The organism is Rhizobium sp. L51/94 (assembly GCF_019355555.1).
GTDB classification, from domain to species: Bacteria; Pseudomonadota; Alphaproteobacteria; order Rhizobiales; family Rhizobiaceae; genus Rhizobium; species Rhizobium rhododendri.
In genome coordinates, this window is record NZ_CP072142.1 from 146,602 (window position 1) to 171,153 (window position 24,552).

The following is a 24,552-nucleotide window of genomic DNA, read 5'->3' on the forward strand; positions in this document are numbered from 1 at the left end:
GGGTCGCTCCTGTTTCGAGAGCCAATGCGTTGAACGTCCAAAAGCGGCAGTTGCAGCCACTGCGATCGCCAGACGGTCGAGCGACCATCCGAGGTTGGTTGCAGAAAGACGGCATGCTTGCCCGGAAGATCACATCGCTGTCATCCCCCGGGTCCGACGACCGCATACTGCGGGGAAAACGGCTCGAACCTTGTCTGCTGCACGAATGCAGGGCTTTCGACGCGCCCAACCGGGACGGATGACACATAGAATAGCTTGCCTGCCCGGGCCATCCGAATTGAGGTTAGCGGGGCGACGCTTAGGCATAGGAACCCTATACCATGGTATATCCGGCAGAATTGATCTGACCACTGGCTGTTCGATCGGACACAAGTGGTCTACTGAGCGTGAAAGGGCGCGCGCTTTTTCACACGCCCGGCATTCATGAGATTTTCTGAAGGCTTGAGCGTTAAGCGACGAAGAATGCCGCGATAATAGGGCGAACAATTGGGCATGGCTGCCGGACAATGATGCACGCTATATTTTTGAAACAGCAGAAAAGGCCACGTTTGAGGGCGGCGTTCATCGTCTTGCTGATGATATCGATCTTTATAGCCGACACGGTGACAGACTTCGAAATCGCCTTTGCGGTTTTTTATATTGCAGTCATCCTGATCGCCATCGGATTTCTCTCGACACGGGGGGTTATCGCGCTCGCAGTCCTCTGCATTTGCCTGACTGTCGTTAGCCTGCTCCTGACCGGGCATGGGTCTTTCGAGGCCGGACTGTTCAACTGCGGCATCAGCGCATGCGCCATCGGCATCACAACCTATCTGGGCCTCAAGACTGTCGCTGCCCAAGCCGCAGTCTATGACGCGCAGGAGCAGTTCGGCCGGATGGCACGTCTGACACGGCTGGGAGAATTGACGGCTTCGATCGCCCATGAGATCAACCAGCCGCTCGCCGCAGTGACGACCAGCGCCGATGCGTGCCGCCGCTGGCTGGACCATTCGCCGCCCAATCTCGACAGAGCGCGGCAGGCGGCCGAGCGAATTGTCGGTGATGCCAAGCGCGCCAGCGACGTCATCGTGCGGGTGAGAGGGCTGGCGAAAAACGACGTGCCCCATCGGGAAAGCTTCGACCTCAACGCGGCCGCAGCGGAAGCAATCGAAATGGCCCGTCACGAGATCGAGCGCAACAGCGTCGTACTGCGGCTCGATCTTGCGCAAGACATGGCAATGGTCATGGCAGACAAAATCCAGATACAGCAAGTGATCAGCAATTTGCTGCTGAATGCCATCGAAGCGATGACCGATGTCCCGAGCTTCAAAAGGGAGCTGGCCATCTCCTCGTCCTATGACGATGCGACAGGCGCCACCTTTATCGTTGCCGATTCCGGCATCGGAATGAAGCAATCGACAATCGATCATCTGTTCGAGGCGTTCTGGACGACCAAGGAAAGCGGCATGGGCATCGGCCTCTCCATAAGTCGTTCCATCATCGAAGCGCATGGCGGACGCATCTCGGTGACATCAGCGCCGCGCATGGGCACCACCGTCCAGTTCAGCCTGCCGGCAGCGCAGGACGATCAATCATGACCGGGCTTGGCCAGATTGATATTTTGGACGATCCGGTCGTCTATGTGGTCGACGATGACGTATCCGTGCGCACCGCACTGGAGGATCTGCTTGCATCCGTGGGGCTGGCGGTCTCGACCTATGGTTCCGTACACGAATTTCTGAGCGCACCGATAGCAGACGCGCCTGGCTGTCTCGTCCTCGACGTTCGAATGCCCGGGCAAAGCGGCCTTGAATTCCAGCAACGCATGACGGCTATGGGAATTACGCTGCCCGTGATTTTCATCACCGGACACGGCGATATCGCCATGTCGGTCAAGGCGATGAAGAACGGGGCCATCGAGTTCCTGACGAAACCCTTTCGCGATCAGGACCTCCTTGATGCGATCCAGCTGGGCATAGACAGACACCGTCTGCAGCGAAAAGAGGAAATCGTATCGGCAAAACTGCGCGAGCTCTGGCAGAGCCTCACCACGTCGGAGCAGGCTGTCATGGAACTGGTCGTTAAGGGCTTGCTCAACAAACAGATCGCCGGGCAGCTCGGGGTCAGCGAAATCACCGTCAAGGTGCGACGTGGCCAGCTCATGCGCAAGATGAACGTCAAGTCCGTGACCGACCTCGTGAGGATCTGGGACAAACTGAAACTCCGCAGCTGACCTCTGGCGGATAGAGGCCCTGTCGAAACCATTGGCCTGAACAGCGGCGTCGATCGGCAGATTTGGCCGCAGCGGGCAAGCTTTCGGCAAGACCTGCCGCCAGCCCGCCTTAAACTGCGACCTATGGAATTCCCGGTTGCGGGGGCGGCTTGATGCGGGAGCACGAGATGAAGAATACGGACAAATTCTATATCGGCGGTGCATGGGTGGACCCCGTCGGTAAGGCCACTATCGATGTCACCGACCCCGCAACGGAACAAGCATTCGCGACGATTGCAATGGGCAATGCTGCCGACGCCGAAAGGGCGATAGCGGCTGCGAGGCAGGCCTTCCCATCCTTCTCGCAAACTTCGAGAGAGCAGCGGCTTGCCCTGCTCAGGCGGGTGCTCGAGGTCCTCACGCGTCGCAACGACGAGATCGGCGACGTCATCTCGCGGGAGATGGGCGCACCGACAGCACTTGCACGCCAGTCACAGGCAATCCTTGGGGCTGCCCCTTTTGCAGAAACAATCCGCGCATTCGAAAGCTTCGATTGGGAATACATGCAAGGCGACACGCGCATTATCCACGAGCCGATCGGCGTCGTCGCGATGATCACGCCCTGGAACTGGCCGATCAACCAGATTGCCTCCAAGGTCGCGCCGGCGCTGGCCACCGGCTGCACCATGGTGCTGAAGCCCTCGGAGATCGCGCCGCTGAATGCGATCCTGTTTGCGGAAATCATGCACGAGGCAGGTGTTCCCGCCGGTGTTTTCAACCTCATCCACGGCGATGGCCCGACAGTCGGCACGATCCTTGCCAGCCACCCCGATGTCGACATGATATCGTTTACCGGCTCCACCCGAGCGGGCATATCGGTGGCGACGGCAGCTGCCCCCACCGTCAAGCGCGTGCATCAGGAACTCGGCGGAAAGTCACCGAACGTCGTTCTGCGAAGCGCTGACCTTGGCGCGGCGGTGATGATGGGCGTGCGCCGATGCTTCGATAATTCCGGCCAGTCCTGCAATGCGCCGACGCGCTTGCTCGTGCCGATGGAACGGATGGACGATGCCATCGCGGCAGCGGCAAAAGCCGCCGGTGAAATCGTCGTCGGGTCGCCGGCGGACCCGTCAACGACGATGGGGCCTGTGGTCAGCCAGCAGCAGTTCGACAAGATCCAGAACCTCATCCGCAAGGGGATCAACGAGGGCGCCGAGCTCATTGCCGGCGGCAATGATCGGCCGGATCACCTGGACGTCGGCTACTACATCAAGCCGACCGTCTTTGCGAAGGTCGCCAACGACATGACGATTGCGCGGGAGGAGATCTTTGGTCCTGTGCTGGTCATGATCGGCTATGAAACCGAGGATGAGGCAGTCGCCATTGCCAACGACACGCCGTACGGCCTTGCCGCCTACATCCAGGGGGACGCAAGCGAGGCACGCGCCCTGTCACGAAAGCTGCGAGCGGGAATTGTGCGTATCAATAATTCTGCCTGGGATGGCGCCGCACCGTTCGGCGGCTACAAGCAATCCGGCAATGGCCGTGAGTACGGCAAGTTCGGCATCCACGAGTTTACCGACATCAAGGGTGTCGTCGGCTATGCCGGCACCTGAGAACCAGAGGCTTTAGACCTCGCCGGAGTTGGTCAGCCTAGGGCTTGGCTGACCAGTCCGTAGATCGTTGGGCGGGGTTCATCGCCCGGGCGATCCAGCAACCAGCGACCGCCAAGCGACATGCTGGTGACCGTATCGAAGACCGGCATCCCCGATTGCGTCAGGAACTCGGCAAAGTCACCCATCGCCTGGCGCGTATCGATGCGTAGGAAGGCGCCGGCATGGGCTTTCACGTGCGGGGCAGTCACGGCGATCGCATCGGCGTCATCGACGGCCACGACCGGACCGATCACGGTGCCCCGGCCGAAATTGCGTGCGAGGGAAAATGCGGCGATCCGGCCGCCGCGTATCAGCGCCACGCCCTTGGAAGCATGCAGCAGACGGCCAAGCAGCGCTGCCCTGTCGGTGCCATAGGCGGCGCGGTCGAGCGCTGCAATTTCCGCCAGATCGTCCAGCGTCACAGCGCGCAGAATAGCCTGCTCTGAGAGCGGCGGCTCGCCAGATAGCACCGCGGTTCCCTGGCACTGATAGACGGTTTTTTCTGCGGTGAAGCCCATGGAAAGATAGAGCCGCCGCGCCGCCCGTGTCGCATTGAGGCGCAGCGGACGCGACCCGGTTTGTCTCAAGACATGGTCCATCAGCCAGCGGCCATGGCCATGCGCCTGCAGCCTCGGCGAGGTAATGACCATGCCGACCGTGACAAAATCGTCCGACAGCGGAAACCACATGGCCGAGCCGATGGCACGGCCGATCTCGTCCTGCGCCACCACGCCGGACCCGATCTCGCGCAGCATCAGCCAATCCTTCACCCGGTGCGGCCAGCCGACGGCAAGCGACAACGCATGCAGCTTTTCGGGATCGGTTCCGGCGATGTCGCAAAGCTGCAGGTCAAAGGACTCCAGCCGCATCGTTTCTTCTGTGGTCAATTCCCCCTCCGTCGCCCGCACTCCAAGATAGAGAGCCGGGCGTGCGACGACAATCGTCACCACCCCGTAACATCCATCTTGAACTGTCGATTTTCCGCCATTCGACACCGAAGATTTCGCTTCAAATACGGTCTTTTTCAGCAGTTTGCGCTGCAGCGGACGAACCTTCGGGGGACCCGTGCCGGAATGTCTCCCTATGCTGCGGTCGACACACGAGGGACGGTTGCGCGATGCATGAGCAGGACATTCTTGAACGGCTGGTCGCCTTCCCCTGTGTGGTCGGCACTGCCAACCATGACATCGTCGCGTGGATCCGTCGCCATGCAGAGAGCTGCGGCGCCAACGTGACGGTGGCGATGGGGCCGGAGGGCGACCGCGCCAATCTCTTTGCGACGATTGGCCCGAGAGACGTCCCGGGCATCCTTCTCTCCGGGCACATGGATGTGGTACCGGCCGGTGAACAGGGTTGGACCTCCAATCCTTTCCGTCTGCGCGCAGACAGAGACAGGCTCTACGGACGTGGCACCAGCGACATGAAGGGTTTCCTCGCCTGCGCCCTCGCAGCCCTCCCGGCGCTGGCAGCCATGCCCCTGACGCAGCCCGTGCATCTGGCCTTCTCCTATGACGAAGAGGCCGGTTGCCGAGGCGCGCCGCATCTGCTTCGGTTGCTGCCCGACCTCTGCGCCAAACCTCAGGGCTGCATCATCGGCGAACCCAGCGGCCTGCGTGCGATCCGCGCCCACAAGGGCAAGGCTGCCGTCCGCATCGAGATCCGCGGCCGCACCGGCCATTCCTCGCGTCCGGATCTCGGCGCAAACGCCATCCATGCGATGGCATCAGTGCTCGGCGAGGCAGTCGCCTCCGCTGGACGCCTCGCAAATGGTCCTTTCGACGGCAACTTCGAGCCGCCCTACTCCTCGTTACAGGTCGGCGTTATCAGCGGTGGCCAGGCTGTCAACATCATCCCGGATTTCTGTACCGCCGATGTCGAGGCGCGCGCCATAGCGGGCGTTTCGCCCTCGACACTGTTGCAGCCGATAAAGGCCGCCCTGCTCGCCCTGGAAACGCAAGGCTTCACCACCCGCTGGGACCTGCTCAGTGAATATCCGGCCTTGTCGCTTGCAGCCGACGCCCCTCTGGCAGGCCTCCTGGAAGCGTTGACGGGACAACCGCCGCTTGCCGCCGTCAGCTACGGCACCGAGGCCGGACTATACCAGGCCGCCGGCATGGACGCGATCATCTGCGGGCCGGGCGATATCGGCCGCGCCCACAAGGCTGACGAATATATCGAAGTGGGCGAGCTCGCCGCATGCCGGAAGATGATCGAAGACCTCGGGCGGCGATCATGCGCCTGAGCGCGATCTCGACAGATTGCCTTGGCAGTTGATCGACACCTCCCACACCAACGAGCGGGACAATCGAATGGCCTTTCTATTCAACTCGGACGCAGCGCGCGCCCGGATATTTGCCGCAGAGTTCGCCCGCGAGCTGCCTCGTCTGCCGTTTGTTACCGATGCGAAGTCGGTTGCTCCAGAAGATGTGCGCTACCTGCTGACGTGGACCGCGCCCGACGACCTTAAGCGCTACACCAATCTCGAAGTGCTGTTTTCCATCGGCGCCGGGGTGGATCAGTTTGACGTTCAGGCCCTGCCGGACAGCGTCAAGCTGGTGCGGATGGTCGAGGACGGGATCGTGCGGATGATGCAGGAATATGTGACGCTCGCCGTACTGGCCTTGCACCGGGACCTGCCGGGCTATCTCGCACAGCAGCAACAGGGCGTCTGGAAATCCCGCCCAGTGCGTCAGGCGCCGGACCAGCGTGTCGGTGTGCTCGGTCTCGGACTGCTCGGAAAGGCGGTACTGGAGCGCCTCGGGCCATTCGGCTTTTCGCTGGCGGGGTGGAGCCGCTCGCCTCGTGAGATCGAAGGCGTCTCATGCTTCCACGGCGAAGACCAGCTCGATGCATTTCTGGCGCGCACCGACATCCTGATCTGCCTCCTGCCGCTAACGCCGCAGACCCGGGGCTTGCTCAATACGGACCTCTTTTCGAAGTTGCCGGCCGGCGCATCGCTGATCCATGCGGGTCGCGGACCGCAACTCGATCAACAGGCATTAATCGACGCGCTGGACAGCGGGCACCTTTCCGGTGCGGTGCTCGACGTTACCGATCCTGAACCCCTCCCTGCCAGCGATCCCCTCTGGCAAAACCCGAGAATCATCCTGACGCCGCATATCGCCAGCGTCACCCAACCCGAGACTGCCGCCAAGGCCGTCATCGCCAACATCCACCGTCACGAGGCCGGGAAGGACCCGATCGGCCTCGTCGACCGCAAGCGCGGCTACTGACACTAAAAAGGAAAGAAAACGCATGTCTCTTCTCAAGCTTATCGACACCAACCCGACCACGGCTCCGCGCGAATCGAAGCCGACGGCCGAGCGCCTGATCTCCGGCGATCCGTCCTTCAAGACCTGGCCGCAGGACGCCTCGCGCGACGACAGCGTGCTGACCGGCGTATGGGAAGCGACCCCCGGCGAGACCCATTCGATCAAGGGGACGACCTACGAGTTCTGCCACCTCATCACCGGCGTTGTTGAAATCGTCGAGAAGGACGGCGAGACCTATACCTATCGCGCCGGCGACAGTTTTGTCATGAAGCCAGGCTTCGTCGGCATCTGGCGTACGATCGAGACCGTCCGCAAGATCTACGTCACCGTCAACTGAATTTTCCCCTGCGGGACAGCATCTCTCGCCAGTGCGCGCGGCACGATATCGCCGCGCTCAAAGCCGCCGAAGAATGCGCTGCGAACGCACCGGTAAACGGGAGATTCCATCGCCGCCCGGGCCACAGTCGACGCAAACTGCGCGGCAATGACCGCTAGTTTCGGTGGTCTGCCAACGCCCAGAGGAAATGCCATGTCGCTGAGCTTCAATCCCGATTCCGTGCAGCTTCCCCACGGACATTTCATCGGCGGGCGGATGATCGCGGCAAAGGGTGAAATTGCCATGCACCGCCCCTCCGACGGCGCCGCGTTCGCCGATTGCCCCATAGCCGGGGCTGATCTTGTCGACGAGGCCGTTCAGGGCGCAAAAAGCGCCTTGAAGGAAAGCGGCTGGGCGGATTTGAGGCCGCGCGAACGCACGCGGATGATGCATCGCTGGGCCGACCTGATCGAGGCCGAGGCGGAAACATTGGCAAGGATTGAGGCAATCGCCTCGACGCGCCCCGTCGGCCACCTCATCCGGGGCGATATCGCCATCAGTGCCGAACAGATCCGCTTCTTTGCCGAGTTCGCCGACAAGGAGGGCAGCGACCTCGTGCCGACGAGCAAGGACAGCCTCGGCATGATCATGTCAGAACCCTATGGCGTGGTCGGCGCGATCACCCCCTGGAACTTTCCCCTGTCGATGGCCGTCTGGAAACTCGGGCCGGCACTGGCCGCGGGCAATGCCGTGGTGCTCAAACCATCCGAACTCACGCCGTTTTCGACGCTCTGTCTTGCCGAGCTCTCGGTGCGCGCCGGCCTGCCCGCTGGCCTTATCAACATCGTGCTCGGCGATGGCGCGACGACCGGGACTGCAATCACCGGCCACCCGGAGATCGGCAAGATCAGCTTCACCGGCTCGACAGCGGCCGGACGTGCCATCATGGCCAACATCGCTCAAACGGGCATCAAACCGATGACGCTCGAGCTCGGTGGCAAGAGCCCGCAGCTGGTCTTTGCCGATGCCGACATTGCCCGCACCGCAAAGGCCGTGGCGCAGGGCATCCTGTCAAATGCCGGGCAGGCCTGCGTCGCCGGATCGCGGCTGATCGTCCACCAGTCGGTGGCGGCTCAGCTGATCGATGCGCTGACATCAGCCATGGACGACATTACCCCAGGCCCGACATGGGACGAAAAGACGCAATATTCGCCGATCATTTCCGAGCGCCAGATCGGCCGCATCGACAGCATCGTCAGGGCATCGGTCGCCGAGGGTGCCGAATGCCTGCGTGGCGGTAAGATGCTGGAGCGCGACGGATATTTCTATGCACCGACACTGATCGCAGGCGTCACCCCATCCTCCCCTGCCGTGACCGAGGAAATCTTCGGCCCGGTGCTGACGATCCAGACATTCGTAGAAGAGGAAGAGGCCTTGGCGCTCGCCGACCACCCGACCTACGGGCTTGCGGCCGGCGTTTTCACGACCGACCTGTCGCGAGCAATCCGGGTGACGAAGCGACTGCAGGCCGGTACGATCTGGGTGAATCGCTACGGTCGTTCGCGCGACCACATCCTTCCGACAGGCGGCTACAAAAGCTCCGGCATCGGCAAGGATCTCGGCCGCGATGCTTACCTCGCCAATCGGAAATCCAAAAGCGTCCTGATCGACCTGTAAAGGAAAAATCCATGAAGACCTATTCCATAGCCCTGATCCCCGGCGACGGCATCGGCGTTCCCGTCATCGACGCCGCCTGGCAGGTGCTGGAGGCAGCCTCGAAGCAGGCGGGCTTCAAGCTGAAGGGCACGACCTTCCCCTGGTCCTGCGCCTTTTACAAGGAAACCGGCGCGATGATGCCCGTAGACGGTATCGAGACCCTTCGCAAACACGATGCCATCCTGCTGGGTGCCGTCGGCTGGCCGGCGGAGGTGCCCGATTCCGTATCGCTGCACGGCCTGCTGCTGCCGATCCGCAAGGCCTTCGTGCAATATGCCAACATCCGACCGCATCGTCTTCTGCCGGGCGTCGAGGGTCCGTTGAAGTCGACGGGCTTCGATATCCTCTGCATCCGGGAAAACACCGAGGGCGAATATTCCGGTGCCGGCGGCCGCGTGCATGTCGGCACGCCCGACGAAGTCGCCGTCGAGACGTCGATCTTCACCCGCAAGGGTATCGAGCGCATCCTGCGCTTCGGCTTCGAGCAGGCCCGCCTGCGCCGCAAGATGCTGGCCTCCGTCACCAAGTCGAATGCGCAGAAATACTCGATGGTGTTCTGGGACGAAGTGACGGCGCAACTGTCCGCCGAGTATCCGGATGTCGAGGTGAAAAACTATCACATCGATGCGATGGCGGCGCGCATGGTGATGGCACCGGACAGTCTCGATGTCGTCGTTGCGTCCAACCTGTTCGGCGATATCCTGACCGATCTCGGCGCCGCCATCCAGGGCGGCCTCGGCTTTGCAGCCTCCGCCAACATCAATCCCGATCGCACCGCGCCATCGATGTTCGAGCCGGTGCATGGATCGGCGCCTGATATCGCCCATCTCGGCATTGCCAACCCGATTGCCACCATCTGGTCGGCAGCGATGATGCTGGAGCATCTCGGCGAGCCCGCCGCGGCAGCCGGGATCATCAAGGCCATCGAAACTGCGACCGCAAGCGGCATCGGCACAAGGCCGGGCCGCGACAAAACCGACGCGATCACTGCCGCTGTGCTTTCGACGCTTTGCTGACGAGAAGGAACGCCAAAATGGACACTCTGAAGGACAACAACCTCTTCCGGCAGCAATGCGTCATTGACGGCATCTGGCGCAACGCTGCCTCCGGTTCGTCGGTGCCGGTCACCAATCCGGCGACGCAAGGTATTATCGGGCACGTTCCCGATGTCAGCGGCGATGAAACACGCGAGGCAATCGCAGCAGCGCGGGCAGCCTTCGCCCCCTGGAAGGCCAAGACCCATGCGGCACGGGCAGCGCTCTTGGAAGCCTGGCACCGCCTGATCCTCGAAAACGAGCAGGATCTCGCCATGATCCTGACCCTCGAGCAGGGCAAGCCGCTGGCGGAAGCGCTGGGCGAAATCCGCTATGGCGCATCCTTCGTCAAGTGGTTTGCCGAGGAAGCCCGCCGCGTCGGCGGAACGACCGTCCCATCGCCCACGGCAGATCGCCGGATCATCGTGCTGAAGGAGGCCGTCGGCGTCTGCGCCATCATCACGCCGTGGAATTTCCCGAACGCCATGATTACCCGCAAGGTCGCTCCAGCGCTTGCGGCCGGCTGCACCGTGGTCGTCAAGCCTTCTGAATTCACGCCATTTTCCGCGCTGGCCCTTGGCGTGCTGGCCGAGCGTGCCGGCATCCCGGCAGGTGTCATCAATATCGTCACGGGCATGCCGGCCGAGATCGGCAATGAGATGATGGCGAACGAGATCGTGCGCAAGATATCCTTTACCGGATCGACCCGCGTCGGCTCGCTTTTGATGAGGGGCGCCGCCGACAGCATCAAGCGCCTCAGCCTGGAACTCGGCGGCAACGCGCCGTTCATCGTCTTTGACGATGCCGATATCGATCTGGCGATCGACGGCGCGCTCGCGTCCAAGTTCCGCAACGGCGGGCAGACCTGCGTCTGCTCCAACCGCATTCTTGTGCAATCCGGCATCTATGACACGTTTGCCGAAAAGCTGGCGGCCCGGGTCTCCGTCATGAAGGTCGGCCCGGGGGCCGGCGAACCCGTGGATATCGGACCGATGATCAACAAGGCGGCCATCGACAAGATCGATCGCCATATCGAGGATGCACTTGCCAAGGGCGCTCGCATCATTTCCGAGAGACCTGCAATGCCAGATGGCAAGCAATATGCCGTCCCTGTCGTGCTTGGTGGCGCCACAACGGACATGCTGCTGGCCAACGAGGAGACATTCGGTCCAGTCGCTCCTCTGTTCCGGTTCGAGACCGAAGAGGAAGCCATCGAAATCGCCAACGCCACCCCGTTCGGCCTGGCGTCCTATTTCTACACCGAGAGCCTGCGACGCTCATGGCGGGTGGCGGAGGCGCTCGAATTCGGGATGGTTGGCCTCAACACCGGCTCCGTCTCGATGGAGGTCGCGCCCTTCGGCGGCGTCAAGCAATCCGGCATCGGCCGCGAGGGCGGACAATGCGGGATCGAGGAATATCTCGAAATGAAGAGCTTCCACATCGGTGGACTTGGCTGATACGGACGCAAACAGGGGCGGAGATCACTCTCCGTCCCTGTTCGTGAGATCTTTGGTTTACTGGAACCGGTCGAGCGTCTTGTAGTAGAGCCCGACCATCGGCAGGAACCATGGCTTGCCGAAATGGCCGGCGATAGCGGGCCATTCAAGACCGGAGACTGGGTTACGGTCGGCTTTGCCCATGATCGCGTCGGCGATGACGATCCCCATGTGGCTTGCCATCTGCGCTCCGTGGCCGGAATAGCCCATGGCATACCAGACACCGTCGGCAAAGCCGGCGCGCGGGAAGCGATCCTTGGTCATGTCGACGAGGCCACCCCAGCAATAATCGATCTCGACCTGACCCAGCTGCGGAAAGATCTGGCGCAGGCTCGCCTTCAGGATGGCGCCGCTCTTGTCGTCTGAGCGTTGATCCGACGATGCAGAAAACCGGGCACGGCCGCCGAAGATCAGCCGCTGGTCCGGCGACAGGCGGAAGTAGTTGCCGATGTTGAGCGAGGTGACGCAGGTGCGGTTGCCCGGCATGACGTCGGCGACCTCGGCATCGGTCAGCGGCCGGGTGGCCAGCAGGAAGCTTCCGACCGAGACGATGCGGCGCCGGAAAAAGCCGAAGGGACCGGAGGTATAGGCACCCGTTGCCACAAAGACTGCATCGGCTGTGACACTGCCACGCGCTGTGGTCAGCGTATGCCTGGCGCCTGCCACCTTGCGGTCCGTCACCGCGGCATTCTCGAAGATCACCGCGCCATGGCGCACGGCGGCGTTTGCAAGCCCCGCGACGTAGCGGCCCATGTGCATCATGGCGCTCTTTTTCGACAGCATGGCGCCGTGGAAGGCATTCGAGCCGATCTCGTGCCGCAGGTCAGTCGCCGTCAACAGGGCCGTGTCGGGATCGACGTCTCGGTTGACGAGCTCGAAATTGGCGGCGATCGATTTGAAATGCTCCGGCTTCGAGGCGAGCTTCAGCTTGCCGGCACGGCGAAAATTGCAGTCGATGCCCTCCTCCGTAACGATGCGCTCAATGGTATCGATGGAAGCGTCGAAGGCGCGGTAGAGCGCCTTCGCCCGTTCCGCCCCGAGTTCCTTCCGGGCAGAGGCAAAACCGTGGGCGATGCCGTTGTTGAGGTGTCCACCGTTGCGACCCGATGCGCCCGCGCCGACATGGGCCGCCTCGAGAACGACGACCTTGAGCCCGGCCTTCGCCAGGTGCCGGGCTGCCGACAGGCCACCGAAACCGCCGCCGATCACGGCCACATCGTAATGGCCTTCGACCGGGCCTTTGCTGGCCGCCGCGAAAGCGGGCGCTGTATCGTGCCAGTAGGACTTGAACTGCATCGCCATCCCCGTCAGAGCCCGACGACGCCGGGCAGGCCCGAAATGTCCTTGATCTCGGTATATTCATAATAAGGATTGGCCGGCTCATGGCCACGGTTGACCCAGACCTTGTTCTTGATGCCGAGATCGTGGGCCGACATCAGATCGTAGCGGAACGACGACGAGCAATGCAGAACATCTTCCGGACCGCAGCCGAGCATGTCGAACATATATTCGAATGCCTGGAAGCGCGGCTTGTAGGCATTGGCCTGCTCAGCGGTGTAGACCGCATGGAATGGCGCGCCGAGCTTTTCGACGTTCGACATGATCTGCTCGTTCATGGCGTTCGACAGGATAACCAGCGGAATTTCCTTGGCAACCTTGGCAAGGCCAGCCGGAACGTCGGCGTGCGGTCCCCAGCTCGGCACTGTCTCGTAGATTGAGCGCGCATCCGCATCGTTGAAGGCGACGCCGTTCCTCTTGCAGGTGCGCTCGACGGCATTGTGGATGACTTCGTTGTAGGGCTTCCAGTCCCCGAGGATCTCGTCGAGGCGATAGGCGGCGAAATTCTTGATGAACTGCTTCATGGCGGCGGCTTCGAGTTGGCCGCCATAGATCTTCTCGGCCGCCTCCGCCATCTGGAAATGGGTCAGCGTTCCGTAGCAGTCGAAGGTGATGTATTTGGGCCGAAACTGGGACATCGCTCTCAAATTCCTTACTGGTTTTGGGCTGGTGACGGGATATTGGCGCCAGTGCCCGGCGCCTTGTTGACCCGATCATAGTCGCGTCCCGGATATGTCGTTGACCGCAATTGCTGTGACTGAAAGCAGATTGTTGCGTATCTCAATAGCCGTTTGGCAGAGAGTTGCGCCGGCTGTCCCGGCCGGTCGTCCCTGTCGCCCGGCGCGGCTCGACCCACGGCATAAGATGCGGCGCCCCTCCGGAAAGACGATGCAAACATGTTGCCGCCAACCCCATGGTCAGGAGGTTCTACCTGCACGCCGGCGCTATCAATGAAGACAGGACAGGATTATCCGGAACAAGAGAATGCCGCCAGACCAGATCGACCCCAGCCACATCGACCCTAGCCACATCGACATCGTGAAGTTTTCTGCCGACCATCTCGAAGGCGCGCTGACGCTCTCGCGTCAGGCCGGCTGGCCGCACCGCCTGGAAGACTGGGCGATGGTGCTCTTTCTCAGCGTCGGCTTCGTGGCCATCGAGAACGGGCGCGTGGTCGGCACCACGTTTGTGACCCTCTACGGGGCTGCGGCCGCCACCATCAACATGGTCATCGTTGACGAGGCGATGCGCGGCCGTGGCATCGGACGGCGGCTGATGGATATGGCGCTCGCTGAATGTGGCGATCGCGAGTGCCGCCTGAACGCCACAAAGGAAGGCCTGCCGCTCTACACCAAGCTTGGCTTCAAGGAGACCGGCCGGATCCTCCAGCATCAGGGCGCCCTGGGTGCTGGAAATGGTGAAGCCAGCCTCGACTGGGCAAGTGTCGAAGACCTTGCCGATTGCGCAACGCTGGACCAGTCAGCCTCCGGCCTCGAACGCTTCGACCTTATAAAGGCGCTGCACCAGGCCGGCCGGATCGCCGTCCTGCGCCCCGCCGGCAAGATCACCGCCTTTGCCGCCCTGCGCGCGTTCGGTCACGGCGAGGTCATCGGTCCTGTGGTGGCCGGACATGCTGACGAGGCCAAGACCCTGATCGCCGGTCTCATCGAAGCCCGCCAAGGGCAATTCGTCCGGGTCGACACCACAAAGGCCTGCGGTCTGGCATCGTGGCTGGAGGCGCAGGGCCTTGCCAATGTCGGCGGCGGCATCGCAATGCGGCGCGGCGCCAAGCCTTCCACCGGGACATCCGCGTTTCAAACCTTTGCCCTTGCAAGCCAGGCGCTTGGCTAAATCAGGAGACGACCATGCTGAGCAACTCTCTCATCGAACTCGACCGCGCCCATCTCGTCCATCCGGTCGCGTCCTACAGGACCCACGAGAAAATCGGCGTCAGGGTTCTGAAATCCGGCAAGGGTGCGACGGTCACGGATGCCTCGGGCCATCAGCTTATCGATGGTTTTGCCGGCCTGTGGTGCGTCAATGCCGGCTACGGCCAGGAAAGCATCGTCGAGGCCGCCGCGCAGCAGATGCGCGAGCTGCCCTACGCCACCGGCTATTTCAGCCTCGGTTCAGAACCCGCCATCCGTCTTGCCGCCGAACTTGCCGATCGGACGCCCGGCGATCTCAACCATGTCTACTTCACGCTCGGCGGATCCGATGCCATCGACAGCACGGTGCGTTTCATCCGCTATTATTACCATGCCAAGGGCACGCCCGCGAAAGACCAGTTCATCTCCGTCGAACAGGGCTACCACGGTTCATCGACGGTCGGCGCCGGGCTGACGGCCCTGCCGGTGTTTCATGCAGGCTTCGGCATCCCGTTCGACTGGCAGCATAAAATCCCGTCGCATTACGCCTATCGCAACCCGGTCGGCAGCGACGATGCGGCGATCATTGCTGCATCGACAGCTGCACTGCGTGCCAAGGTCGAGGTCCTCGGCGCGGACCGCGTCGCTGCATTCTATGTCGAGCCGATCCAGGGGTCCGGAGGCGTCATCGTGCCGCCGAAAGGCTGGATCAAGGCGATGCGCGATCTCTGCACCGAACTCGACATTCTGTTCATCGCCGACGAAGTCATCACCGGTTTCGGCCGCACCGGACCGCTGTTTGCCTGCAGCGAGGAGGACATCGTTCCGGATTTCATGACCGTAGCCAAGGGGCTGACCTCAGGCTATGTGCCGATGGGCGCCGTATTCATGACCGACAAGATCTACCAGACCATCGCCGACGGCGCCGGCAGCGCTGCAGTCGGACATGGCTATACCTATTCCGCCCATCCGGTCAGCGCCGCCGTCGGCCTCGAAGTCTTGCGTCTCTATGAGGGCGGGTTGCTGGACAACGGCCGCAAGGCCGGTGCCCGCCTGATGGAGGGCCTGCACAGCCTCGCCAGTCATCCGCTGGTCGGTGAGGTCCGCGGTCGCGGAATGCTGGCGGCGCTCGAACTCGTCACCGACAAGGAGCGCAAGACCCCGCTGCCGGCAGCGGCGGACCCGTCGCGCCGCATCTTCGACCGCGCCTGGGATAACGGGCTGGTCGTGCGCGCCTTCGGCAACGGCATTCTCGGCTATGCGCCGCCGCTCTGCTGCACGGAGGCCGAAATCGATGCCATCGTCGAGCGTACGCGCAAAACGCTGGACCAGACGCTGGAAGATCCGGATATCCGTGCCGCCATGGCGTGAGATCACCGGTTCCCCATGAGCGAGAATCATGCGGGCCGAAATACCGCGGTGGCTGAATATTCGGAATTTTCTGCCGTGGCACTTCCGTCTTTAAGCGCATTCGGTGCCCGTTAACTGAGACACTGTCCTTCAACCGGCGGTCAAAAGCCGCAAACAAAGCGATCAGGCAGTCTCAACAAGGTCGTATCGCCTGAAATGCACACAGCATATCGTTCTGTTAGGACGCTGCAGAGGAGGACCAAGGGTCCACCGAGAAAGGACTAGAGGCTTGGAAAAGACATTTGAAAGCTTCAAATATCTGACCTTCGACGTGGTCGGCACGCTGATCGACTTCGAGGGCGGGCTGATCGGCTGCCTGCAGGAAATTGCCGCCGAAAACGGCAAGTCCGTCGATGGCGAAACGGCGCTCAGCCTTTATCGCAATGCCCGCTACATGCCGGATGTCGGGCTTTTCCCGGATGATCTCGTGCGTGTCTACATGGTCATTGCACCGGCGCTCGGACTGCCGGCGGAGGCCCGGTTGGGTGAGCGGCTGCGTGACTCGGCAAAGACGTGGATGGCATTTCCCGACAGCGCCGATGCAATGGCCCGCCTCGCCAAGCGCTTCAAGCTCATCGCCATGACAAATGCCCAGCGCTGGGCGTTCGAGTGCTTTTCGCAAGCGCTCGGCAATCCGTTCTTCAAGGGTTTTACCGCCGACGACACGGGCACGGAAAAGCCAGACCCGGCATTTTTCGAGCATGTCCTCGCCTTCATTACTTCAGAAGGCGGCTCGCGCGCCGACATCCTGCATGTCGCGCAGAGCCAGTATCACGACATCGGGATCTCCAGGCAGCTTGGCATAGCAAACTGCTGGATCGAGCGACGCCACGCCCAGAAGGGCTATGGCGGAACGATCGAGCCTGTAGCCTTCACCAAGCCGGATTTCCACTTTACCTCCATGGCAGCGCTTGCGGATGCCGTGGAACAGACGAACGCCGCCTGAGGCTTCAACGAGCCCCGGACGGACACGGCAATGCCTTCACACAATCAATAAAAGGGGAATGCGCATGTCTGACAATAAATTTTTAAACTGGACGTCTTCCGACGATGCCATGGTCGAGAACGCCATTCGCCGTGGTGCAAGCCGCCGCGATCTTCTGAAGATGATGATGGCCGGAGGCCTTGCCGCCACTGCCGGCAGCCTGATTCTCGGCCGCGCCAATAACGCGATTGCCGCCACGCCTGTTTCCGGCGGATCGCTGAAGGCAGCCGGCTGGTCGGCTTCGACGGCAGATACGCTCGACCCGGCCAAGGCCTCGCTGTCGACCGACTACGTCCGTTGCTGCGCCTTCTACAACCGGCTGACATTCCTCGACAAGGCCGGCGTAACGCAGATGGAACTCGCCGAGAGCGTCGAAAGCTCGGACGCAAAGGTCTGGACCGTCAAATTGCGCAAGGGCGTCACGTTCCACGACGGCAAGACGCTGAAGGCCGCCGACGTGGTCTACTCGCTGAAGCGCCACCTCGACCCGGCCGTCGGATCGAAGGTCAATTCGATCGCCAAGCAGATGACCGGTTTCAAGGCCGTCGACGACCTCACCGTAGAGATCACGCTCGCCAGCCCCAATGCCGACCTGCCGACCATTCTCGCCATGCATCACTTCATGATCCTGGCCGACGGCACGACCGATTTCTCCAAGGCAAACGGCACCGGCGCGTTTGTTTGCGAAGTCTTCGAGCCCGGCGTGCGCTCCCTTGCGACCAAGAACAAGAACTACTGGAAGCAGGGCGGCCCGCACCTCGACAGCTTCGAGTTCTTCGCCATCTCCGACGATAGCGCCCGCGTCAATGCGCTGATTTCCGGCGACATCCAGCTCGCAGCCTCGATCAATCCGCGCTCCATGCGCCTGCTCGAAACCCAGCCCTCCGTCGCCATCTCCAAGACGACATCGGGCAACTACACCAACCTCAACATGCGCCTCGACATGAGCCCGGGCAACAAGGCCGACTTCGTCACCGGCATGAAATACCTGCTCAACAGGGAGCAGATCCAGAAATCCGTGCTGCGCGGCCTGGCCGAGATCGGCAACGACCAGCCGATTTCCCCGGCCAGCATCTATTACAATGCCGATCTGAAACCGAAAGCCTTCGACCCCGAAAAGGCCAAGTTCCACTTCCAGAAGGCCGGCGTGCTGGGACAATCGATCCCCGTCGTGGCCTCGGATGCGGCCACCTCGTCGATCGACATGGCCATGGTCGCCCAGGCAGCCGGCGCCGAGATCGGCATGAAGCTCGACGTGCAGCGCGTTCCCTCCGACGGCTATTGGTCGAACTACTGGCTGAAGGCGCCGATTCATTTCGGCAACATCAATCCACGCCCGACGCCGGATATCCTGTTCTCGCTCCTCTATTCCTCCGACGCCCCTTGGAACGAGAGCCAGTACAAGTCGCCCAAGTTCGACACGATGATGATCGAAGCACGCGGCATGCTGGATCAGGCCAAGCGCAAGGAAATATACAATGCGATGCAGGTGATGATCGCGGAAGAAGCCGGCACCGCAATCCCTGCCTTCATCTCCAATGTCGACGCCATTTCCTCCAAGCTCAAGGGGCTGGAATCCAATCCGCTCGGCGGCATGATGGGATATGCGTTCGCGGAGTATGTCTGGCTCGAGGCCTAGCACCGCCATGAAGCCGGACGGAGATCAATCGTGTCTCCGGCCCCCCTCCATGCTACAGTGCTTTGAAAGCACCGTCCCCCTGCGGAGCGCCCATGAACCTCCACGTCCTCGTGTTGGTGATCAACCGATTGCTCGTGGCTGTCGTCACCTTGCTGATCGTGTCCTTCACCGTGTTTTTCGCAACCGAGATGCTGCCGGGCGATGTCGCCCAGATCCTTCTCGGTCAGGCAGCGACACCGGAAGCCGTGGCAGGTCTGCGGACCGCGATGCATCTCGACGACCCTGCCTTCTACCGGTTTATTCACTGGCTCGGCGGTTTCGTCACCGGCGATCTCGGCATTTCCTATGCCAACAACATGCCCATCGCAAAGCTGATCGGTCCACGCTTCCTCAGCACGCTGAAACTGGCGACTGCCACTGCCCTGTTCTCCGTGCCGCTGGCCCTGACACTGGGCATAACCTCGGCGATTGCACGGGGCTCGATCTTTGACCGGATCGTCACCACGGTGACCATCGCGGTGATCTCCGTGCCAGAATTCATGGTCGCGACCTCAGCCGTTCTCGTCTTCGCGGTCTATCTGAAATGGCTTCCGGCGCTCTCCTTCGCCAACGAGGTCCACAGCTTCGGCGAGCTTCTGCGGGTCTTTGCCATGCCGGTGATCACGCTGAGCTTCGTCATCTCGGCGCAGATGATCCGCATGACGCGGGCAGCGGTGATCGAGACGCTCGGAACGCCCTTTATCGAAATGGCGCTTCTGAAAGGAGCCTCGCGAACGCGGATCGTGTTGAAGCACGCGCTTCCCAACGCGCTAGGACCGATCGTCAATGCCGTCGCGCTGTCGCTGTCCTACCTGCTCGGCGGCGTCATCATCGTTGAGACGATCTTCAACTATCCCGGCATTGCCAAGATGATGGTGGATGCGGTGGCGACGCGCGACCTCCCGCTCATCCAGACCTGTTCGATGATCTTCTGTTTCGGTTACCTGATCCTGATCACGATTGCCGACATCATCGCCATCATGTCCAACCCGAGGCTGCGCTGACCATGGCAAATTTCCCCGTATCCCCGGCACGTTTCGGCTACCGCTTCAACATCGTCGGCGTCCTCGGGCTGACCATCATCCTCGCCTGGTCACTGGTCGCTATTTTCGCGCCCCTGCTCATCCCCTATTCTATCGGCGATATCGTCGACTACGACTACTTCGGACCGATCTCGGCAAAATTCCTGCTCGGCACCGATTATCTCGGCCGAGACATCCTGTCGCGTATCCTGATGGGCGCGCGCTACACTGTGGGCATATCGCTTGCCGCCGTGGCTGTCGCCTGTTTCACCGGCGTCGCGCTCGGCATGAGTGCCGCCGTTGCCGGAGGATGGTTCGACACGTGCCTCTCCCGTTTTCTTGACGCCTTGAGCTCCATTCCGAGCAAGCTCTTCGGGCTCGTCGTCGTTGCCGCTGTCGGCTCCTCCATACCGGTGCTCATCGTCACCCTGGCCGTGATCTACACGCCAGGCGCCTATCGCTTCAGCCGGGCGCTCGCCGTCAACATCAATACGATGGACTATGTCACTGTCGCCCGGGCCCGCGGCGAGAAGACCATCTACCTGATCGGTTCGGAAATCCTGCCGAACATCCTCGGTCCCGTGCTTGCCGATCTCGGCCTGCGCTTCGTGTTTATTGTCCTGCTGCTTTCGGGCCTGTCCTTCCTCGGCCTCGGCGTTCAGCCGCCGAACGCCGACTGGGGCGCGCTCGTGCGCGAAAACATCGGCGGCCTGCCTTTTGCAGCCCCTGCGGTGATCTTTCCGTCGATCGCCATCGCCAGCCTCACCATCAGCGTCAATCTTCTGATCGACAACCTGCCGCATAAAATCAGAGACCGGAGCATGTGATGGCAAACCTTGTCGAAGTCCGCAATCTCGAGGTCGAGGCAAAGACCGATGCCAACCGCACCGTGGCAATCATCCGCGATGTGAGTTTCAATATCGCCGAGGGCGAGATCGTCGCGCTGATCGGCGAAAGCGGCTCGGGCAAGACGACGATTGCCCTGACGATGATGGGCCATACGCGTCCGGGCTGCCGCATCAGCGGCGGTTCGGTCCTATTGTCCGGCAACGACATGGCCGGCCTGCCCGAAAAGCGCCTCGCCAGCCTGCGCGGCACGCAAGTCGCATACGTGCCGCAAAGTGCTGCCGCAGCCTTCAATCCGGCGCAGACGATCATGGATCAGGTGATCGAGGTCGTGCGCATCCACAAGCTGATGCCCATCGACCAGGCCCGCTCGCGGGCGGTCGAACTGTTCAAGGCGCTGGCCCTGCCCGAAGCAGAGACCATCGGCGCGCGCTATCCGCACCAGGTCTCGGGCGGCCAGTTGCAGCGGCTCTCGGCCGCCATGGCGCTGATCGGCAATCCGAAGCTGGTGATCTTCGACGAACCGACAACGGCGCTCGATGTCACGACCCAGATCGACGTGCTCAGGGCCTTCAAGTCGGTCATGAAAAAGGGCGGCCTTGCCGGCGTCTATGTTTCCCACGACCTCGCCGTCGTTGCCCAGATCGCCGATCGCATCGTCGTTCTGAAGGAAGGTGAAATCCAGGAAATCGGCAAAACGGCGCAAATCCTGGCATCGCCGCAGCACCCCTACACGCGCCAACTCGTGGCAGCCTTCAAGCCGACCCTGCGGATCCCACCGGCCCCAGTAGAGCAGGCGGCGCGACAGCCGCTGCTGGAGGTGGATGGGTTGTCGGCCGGCTATGGCCCGATCCAGCCGAATGGATTGCCGCTGGCTCTGGCGCTGAAATCCGTCAGCCTGAAACTCGACTACGGCCAGAACCTCGGCATCGTTGGGGAATCCGGCTGCGGAAAGTCGACACTGGCCCGGGCAATTGCCGGCATCCTGTCGCCGGCGTCCGGCCATATCATTTTCGACGGCAAGGAACTTGCACCAAACGCTGCCAGCCGCCGTCGCGACGAATTGCGCAAGCTGCAGATCGTCTTCCAATTCGCAGACACCGCGCTCAACCCGTCCAAATCGATCTCGGACATTCTGGAGCGACCGCTTGCCTTCTATCACGGCATGGCGAAGGGCCAGCGGCAAGCCCGCATCGATCAGCTGCTCGACATGGTGCATCTGCCGCGCAGCGTGAAATACCGGCGACCTGCCGAATTGTCGGGCGGGCAGAAACAGCGCATCAATCTGGCAAGAGCGCTGGCTGCCGAGCCCAAACTCATTCTTTGCGACGAGATCACCTCGGCCCTCGACACCGTCGTGGCTGCGGCGATCATCGATCTGCTGAAAGAGCTGCAGACCGAACTCGGGCTGTCCTACATCTTCATCAGCCATGATCTCTCGGTCGTGCAGGCGATCTGCGACGAGATCGCAGTGATGTATGCCGGCGAAAAGATCGAACAGATCGCGCCGTCCGACTTCGGCAATTCCGGCGGACATCCCTATTCGCGGCTGCTCTATTCCTCGGTGCCGAAGCTCGATCCCACCTGGCTCGACGGCCTCGAGCGGGACCCTGAACTTGTTGCGGCCTTTGCAAAGCGCTGAGATCGGCGGCCGGCTACATCGGGAAAAGGCTGGTCAGCGGCATATGCGACCGGGTAATCGGCGATTTCAGCACGACGAAGCTGAAATATTTGTCGATGCCGATATCCATGTCGATGAGGCGTTCCATGATCGTCTGGTATTCGGTGATGCTGCCGGTGACGAACTTGATGAGATAATCGTATCCGCCCGAGACCAGATGGCACTCGATGACGGAGTCGACCTTCTCGATGGCCGCCAGAAACCGGGCGAAATCGATCTGCCGATGGTTCTTCAACGTCACTTCCGTAAAGACCGTCAGGGTCTGCCCGAGCTTGGCAACGTTGATCTGTGCCGAGTAGCTGACGATATAGCCTTCCGCCTGCAGCTTCTTGACCCGCATCAGGCAGGGACTGGGCGACAGGTTGACCAGATCCGCCAACTCCACATTGGTGATGCGGCCGTTCTTCTGCAGTTCGGAGAGAATCTTGATGTCGATCCGGTCGAGTTTCATCAGCGCTCCATGCCGTCCGGTGCTCATTCACCGCGCTTGCCACAGCATATTATGCGGAATGAAAAATGCATCAAGCCGGGCAAGGCCGCTCTCACCCTGCAAATCGCGCAATTGACAAGTTGAGCAGAATAATCTTCCAGCGATGGCAGTCTCGCCATGAAATGCTGATTGGCCATGCTCTGCGGCAAACGCTAGCGCAAGTCTCTGGCTATAATTATGTCTTCATTGGAGAAATCGCATGCCCGCGCCGCTTTTCAAGATCGAGACAACACCGGATTTGCCTGCGGAAGCGGATGTCGTCGTTATCGGCGGAGGCGTCGTCGGCGTCTTCTCGGCATATTATCTCGCCCGTCGCGGCTTTCGCGTCGCACTTGTCGAAAAGGGCTACGTCGGCGCGGAGCAATCCAGCCGAAACTGGGGATGGTGCCGCCAGCAAAATCGAGATGCCCGCGAATTGCCGATGGCGACGAAAAGTCTCGCCCTGTGGGACAAGCTTGCCGGCGATCTCGGCGAGGACGTCGGCTTCACCAAGTGCGGGCTGCTTTATCTGAGCGACAACGAAGCCGAGATAGCCGGCTGGGCCCGCTGGCGCGATTTTGCGGCAACCGTCGGGGTCACGACGCACGTGCTCACTGCCGAAGAGGCCACACAGCGCGGACAGGCCACCGGCAAGCGCTGGAAAGGCGGCGTATTTTCGCCGAGCGACGGCATCGCCGACCCGGCCCGTGCGGCACCGATCGTGGCACGCGGCATCATCGCTGCCGGCGGTTCCGTCCACCAGCTCTGTACTGCGCGGGGCGTTGAAACCGAGGCCGGGCGCGTCAGCGGCGTGATCACAGAGGCCGGCACCATCCGAACAAAGACCGTTGTGCTGGCCGGCGGCGCCTGGGCCTCCTCCTTCTGCCGCCAGCTCGGCATCCGCTTTCCGCAAGCCTCGGTCCGGTCGTCGATTCTGTCGGTGGGACCGGGCGCCGAAGGCATTCCAGATGCGCTTCACACTGCCGAGGTTTCGGTGACGCGCCGGGGCAATGGCGGTTACACGCTGGCCATCAGCGGCCGGGCGCGTGTCGATCCGACGGCGCAACAGGTGCGCTTTGCCCGCGAGTTCGTGCCGATGTTTGCCAAGCGCCGCCGCAGCCTGGCGCTGGGCGGGGCCGAGGGATGGCGATCAGGACACGAGAGCGTCACGAAATGGCGGCTCGATGCCCCCACCCCGATGGAGCGCAATCGCGTTCTCGACCCGACGCCGGATCAATCGCAGATCGACGAGACGCTGCGGCGGGCCCGAAAGCTTCTGCCGGGACTAAAGGATATCGGCCAAGAGAGCGCCTGGGCCGGCTACATCGACAGCACGCCGGACGGGGTTCCCGCCATCGGCGAAATTGCGAGCCTCCCCGGGCTGATCCTCGCGGCCGGCCTCAGCGGCCATGGCTTTGGCATCGGACCGGGCGCTGGCCATCTGGTGGCTGATATCATTGCCGGAACGCCGCCGCTGGTAGACCCGGTACCTTACGACCCCGCGCGGTTGAGCAAATCGGTCTGGGGCAAGGTTGCCGACTTCTGAGCATGCCGACGCCACGGGGCGCCGGTGAC

22 protein-coding genes are annotated in these 24,552 nt (G+C 61.9%); 17 read left to right on the forward strand and 5 right to left on the reverse strand.

Annotation, left to right across the window (positions count from 1 at the left end):
- Positions 1–575 precede the first annotated feature (575 nt).
- The 3 genes from J5274_RS18755 (at position 576) to J5274_RS18765 (ending at position 3,807) form a co-directional block, all read left to right on the forward strand.
- Positions 576–1,577, forward strand: coding sequence for a sensor histidine kinase (locus J5274_RS18755; protein WP_257625711.1), 1,002 nt, complete (start codon positions 576–578; stop codon positions 1,575–1,577).
- Positions 1,574–2,212 (forward strand): response regulator transcription factor, encoded by a 639-nt coding sequence (locus J5274_RS18760; RefSeq protein WP_219275472.1) that lies wholly within the window; start codon positions 1,574–1,576, stop codon positions 2,210–2,212. Before J5274_RS18755 ends, J5274_RS18760 begins: the two co-directional genes overlap by 4 nt.
- A gap of 167 nt (positions 2,213–2,379) precedes the next feature.
- Entirely contained in the window at positions 2,380–3,807 is a 1,428-nt protein-coding gene (locus tag J5274_RS18765; RefSeq protein WP_219275473.1) for an aldehyde dehydrogenase family protein, read from the forward strand.
- Positions 3,808–3,839: 32 nt separating this feature from the next.
- Here J5274_RS18765 and J5274_RS18770 read toward each other — a convergent pair whose 3' ends face one another.
- The gene (locus J5274_RS18770) at positions 3,840–4,715 is read right to left on the reverse strand and encodes a GNAT family N-acetyltransferase (protein ID WP_219275650.1); all 876 of its coding nucleotides are present in this window, start codon (positions 4,713–4,715) and stop codon (positions 3,840–3,842) included.
- A 248-nt stretch (positions 4,716–4,963) separates the two neighbouring features.
- On the opposite strand from J5274_RS18770, the gene argE reads away from it, so the two are divergent.
- The 3 genes from argE (at position 4,964) to J5274_RS18785 (ending at position 7,455) form a co-directional block, all read left to right on the forward strand.
- Complete coding sequence (argE, locus tag J5274_RS18775) at positions 4,964–6,088, forward strand: acetylornithine deacetylase (RefSeq protein WP_219275474.1); 1,125 nt, start codon at positions 4,964–4,966, stop codon at positions 6,086–6,088.
- A gap of 67 nt (positions 6,089–6,155) precedes the next feature.
- Positions 6,156–7,079 (forward strand): glyoxylate/hydroxypyruvate reductase A, encoded by a 924-nt coding sequence (locus J5274_RS18780; RefSeq protein WP_219275475.1) that lies wholly within the window; start codon positions 6,156–6,158, stop codon positions 7,077–7,079.
- A 22-nt stretch (positions 7,080–7,101) separates the two neighbouring features.
- A complete protein-coding gene (locus J5274_RS18785) occupies positions 7,102–7,455 on the forward strand; it encodes a cupin domain-containing protein (RefSeq protein ID WP_111218673.1) in 354 nt (117 codons plus the stop codon).
- Here the strand turns inward: J5274_RS18785 and J5274_RS18790 are convergent.
- Positions 7,437–7,664 carry a hypothetical protein gene (locus tag J5274_RS18790; RefSeq protein WP_142831270.1) on the reverse strand — a complete coding sequence of 76 codons (228 nt, stop codon included), beginning with the start codon at positions 7,662–7,664 and terminating at the stop codon, positions 7,437–7,439. The two genes, J5274_RS18785 and J5274_RS18790, sit on opposite strands and share 19 nt — an antisense overlap.
- On the opposite strand from J5274_RS18790, the gene J5274_RS18795 reads away from it, so the two are divergent.
- From J5274_RS18795 to J5274_RS18805, 3 genes are read left to right on the forward strand one after another with little or no spacing between them, the layout of a single operon-like run.
- Entirely contained in the window at positions 7,648–9,111 is a 1,464-nt protein-coding gene (locus J5274_RS18795; protein ID WP_219275476.1) for an aldehyde dehydrogenase, read from the forward strand. The genes J5274_RS18790 and J5274_RS18795 overlap by 17 nt on opposite strands.
- 11 nt (positions 9,112–9,122) lie before the next feature.
- Positions 9,123–10,166 (forward strand): tartrate dehydrogenase, encoded by a 1,044-nt coding sequence (locus J5274_RS18800; protein WP_219275477.1) that lies wholly within the window; start codon positions 9,123–9,125, stop codon positions 10,164–10,166.
- A gap of 17 nt (positions 10,167–10,183) precedes the next feature.
- Entirely contained in the window at positions 10,184–11,641 is a 1,458-nt protein-coding gene (locus J5274_RS18805; protein WP_219275478.1) for an NAD-dependent succinate-semialdehyde dehydrogenase, read from the forward strand.
- Between the two features lie 57 nt (positions 11,642–11,698).
- Here J5274_RS18805 and J5274_RS18810 read toward each other — a convergent pair whose 3' ends face one another.
- Together J5274_RS18810 and J5274_RS18815 are read right to left on the reverse strand one after the other, a co-directional pair.
- Positions 11,699–12,976 (reverse strand): FAD-binding oxidoreductase, encoded by a 1,278-nt coding sequence (locus J5274_RS18810; RefSeq protein ID WP_219275479.1) that lies wholly within the window; start codon positions 12,974–12,976, stop codon positions 11,699–11,701.
- Positions 12,977–12,987: 11 nt separating this feature from the next.
- On the reverse strand, positions 12,988–13,656 hold the full coding sequence (locus tag J5274_RS18815) for a haloacid dehalogenase type II (protein WP_143123229.1): 669 nt from the start codon (positions 13,654–13,656) through the stop codon (positions 12,988–12,990).
- A gap of 346 nt (positions 13,657–14,002) precedes the next feature.
- On the opposite strand from J5274_RS18815, the gene J5274_RS18820 reads away from it, so the two are divergent.
- The 7 genes from J5274_RS18820 to J5274_RS18850 all read left to right on the forward strand — a co-directional run bounded on the left by J5274_RS18820 (position 14,003) and on the right by J5274_RS18850 (position 22,469).
- Positions 14,003–14,869: a GNAT family N-acetyltransferase gene (locus J5274_RS18820; RefSeq protein ID WP_257625713.1), complete on the forward strand. Its 867-nt coding sequence runs from the start codon at positions 14,003–14,005 to the stop codon at positions 14,867–14,869.
- A gap of 14 nt (positions 14,870–14,883) precedes the next feature.
- Positions 14,884–16,257 carry an aspartate aminotransferase family protein gene (locus J5274_RS18825; protein ID WP_142831276.1) on the forward strand — a complete coding sequence of 458 codons (1,374 nt, stop codon included), beginning with the start codon at positions 14,884–14,886 and terminating at the stop codon, positions 16,255–16,257.
- Positions 16,258–16,525: 268 nt separating this feature from the next.
- Positions 16,526–17,242 carry an HAD-IA family hydrolase gene (locus J5274_RS18830; RefSeq protein WP_219275480.1) on the forward strand — a complete coding sequence of 239 codons (717 nt, stop codon included), beginning with the start codon at positions 16,526–16,528 and terminating at the stop codon, positions 17,240–17,242.
- A 64-nt stretch (positions 17,243–17,306) separates the two neighbouring features.
- Positions 17,307–18,920 carry an ABC transporter substrate-binding protein gene (locus J5274_RS18835; protein WP_209187915.1) on the forward strand — a complete coding sequence of 538 codons (1,614 nt, stop codon included), beginning with the start codon at positions 17,307–17,309 and terminating at the stop codon, positions 18,918–18,920.
- Between the two features lie 92 nt (positions 18,921–19,012).
- Positions 19,013–19,963 (forward strand): ABC transporter permease, encoded by a 951-nt coding sequence (locus J5274_RS18840; RefSeq protein WP_219275481.1) that lies wholly within the window; start codon positions 19,013–19,015, stop codon positions 19,961–19,963.
- Between the two features lie 2 nt (positions 19,964–19,965).
- Positions 19,966–20,808 carry an ABC transporter permease gene (locus tag J5274_RS18845; protein WP_219275482.1) on the forward strand — a complete coding sequence of 281 codons (843 nt, stop codon included), beginning with the start codon at positions 19,966–19,968 and terminating at the stop codon, positions 20,806–20,808.
- Complete coding sequence (locus J5274_RS18850) at positions 20,808–22,469, forward strand: ABC transporter ATP-binding protein (RefSeq protein ID WP_219275483.1); 1,662 nt, start codon at positions 20,808–20,810, stop codon at positions 22,467–22,469. Before J5274_RS18845 ends, J5274_RS18850 begins: the two co-directional genes overlap by 1 nt.
- Before the next feature lie 13 nt (positions 22,470–22,482).
- On the opposite strand, the gene J5274_RS18855 is transcribed toward J5274_RS18850, so the two are convergent.
- Positions 22,483–22,959, reverse strand: coding sequence for an Lrp/AsnC family transcriptional regulator (locus tag J5274_RS18855; RefSeq protein WP_111218735.1), 477 nt, complete (start codon positions 22,957–22,959; stop codon positions 22,483–22,485).
- A gap of 238 nt (positions 22,960–23,197) precedes the next feature.
- Between J5274_RS18855 and J5274_RS18860 the strand changes: the two genes are divergently transcribed.
- Entirely contained in the window at positions 23,198–24,523 is a 1,326-nt protein-coding gene (locus J5274_RS18860; RefSeq protein ID WP_219275484.1) for an FAD-binding oxidoreductase, read from the forward strand.
- Positions 24,524–24,552: the final 29 nt, after the last annotated feature.

Coding starts and splice junctions, on each gene's coding strand:
- J5274_RS18755 (WP_257625711.1), top strand. CDS start 576: ATGATATCGATCTTTATAGCCGACACGGTGACAGACTTCGAAATCGCC.
- J5274_RS18760 (WP_219275472.1), top strand. CDS start 1,574: ATGACCGGGCTTGGCCAGATTGATATTTTGGACGATCCGGTCGTCTAT.
- J5274_RS18765 (WP_219275473.1), top strand. CDS start 2,380: ATGAAGAATACGGACAAATTCTATATCGGCGGTGCATGGGTGGACCCC.
- J5274_RS18770 (WP_219275650.1), bottom strand. CDS start 4,715: ATGCGGCTGGAGTCCTTTGACCTGCAGCTTTGCGACATCGCCGGAACC.
- argE (WP_219275474.1), top strand. CDS start 4,964: ATGCATGAGCAGGACATTCTTGAACGGCTGGTCGCCTTCCCCTGTGTG.
- J5274_RS18780 (WP_219275475.1), top strand. CDS start 6,156: ATGGCCTTTCTATTCAACTCGGACGCAGCGCGCGCCCGGATATTTGCC.
- J5274_RS18785 (WP_111218673.1), top strand. CDS start 7,102: ATGTCTCTTCTCAAGCTTATCGACACCAACCCGACCACGGCTCCGCGC.
- J5274_RS18795 (WP_219275476.1), top strand. CDS start 7,648: ATGTCGCTGAGCTTCAATCCCGATTCCGTGCAGCTTCCCCACGGACAT.
- J5274_RS18800 (WP_219275477.1), top strand. CDS start 9,123: ATGAAGACCTATTCCATAGCCCTGATCCCCGGCGACGGCATCGGCGTT.
- J5274_RS18805 (WP_219275478.1), top strand. CDS start 10,184: ATGGACACTCTGAAGGACAACAACCTCTTCCGGCAGCAATGCGTCATT.
- J5274_RS18810 (WP_219275479.1), bottom strand. CDS start 12,976: ATGCAGTTCAAGTCCTACTGGCACGATACAGCGCCCGCTTTCGCGGCG.
- J5274_RS18815 (WP_143123229.1), bottom strand. CDS start 13,656: ATGTCCCAGTTTCGGCCCAAATACATCACCTTCGACTGCTACGGAACG.
- J5274_RS18820 (WP_257625713.1), top strand. CDS start 14,003: ATGCCGCCAGACCAGATCGACCCCAGCCACATCGACCCTAGCCACATC.
- J5274_RS18825 (WP_142831276.1), top strand. CDS start 14,884: ATGCTGAGCAACTCTCTCATCGAACTCGACCGCGCCCATCTCGTCCAT.
- J5274_RS18835 (WP_209187915.1), top strand. CDS start 17,307: ATGTCTGACAATAAATTTTTAAACTGGACGTCTTCCGACGATGCCATG.
- J5274_RS18840 (WP_219275481.1), top strand. CDS start 19,013: ATGAACCTCCACGTCCTCGTGTTGGTGATCAACCGATTGCTCGTGGCT.
- J5274_RS18845 (WP_219275482.1), top strand. CDS start 19,966: ATGGCAAATTTCCCCGTATCCCCGGCACGTTTCGGCTACCGCTTCAAC.
- J5274_RS18850 (WP_219275483.1), top strand. CDS start 20,808: ATGGCAAACCTTGTCGAAGTCCGCAATCTCGAGGTCGAGGCAAAGACC.
- J5274_RS18855 (WP_111218735.1), bottom strand. CDS start 22,959: ATGAAACTCGACCGGATCGACATCAAGATTCTCTCCGAACTGCAGAAG.
- J5274_RS18860 (WP_219275484.1), top strand. CDS start 23,198: ATGCCCGCGCCGCTTTTCAAGATCGAGACAACACCGGATTTGCCTGCG.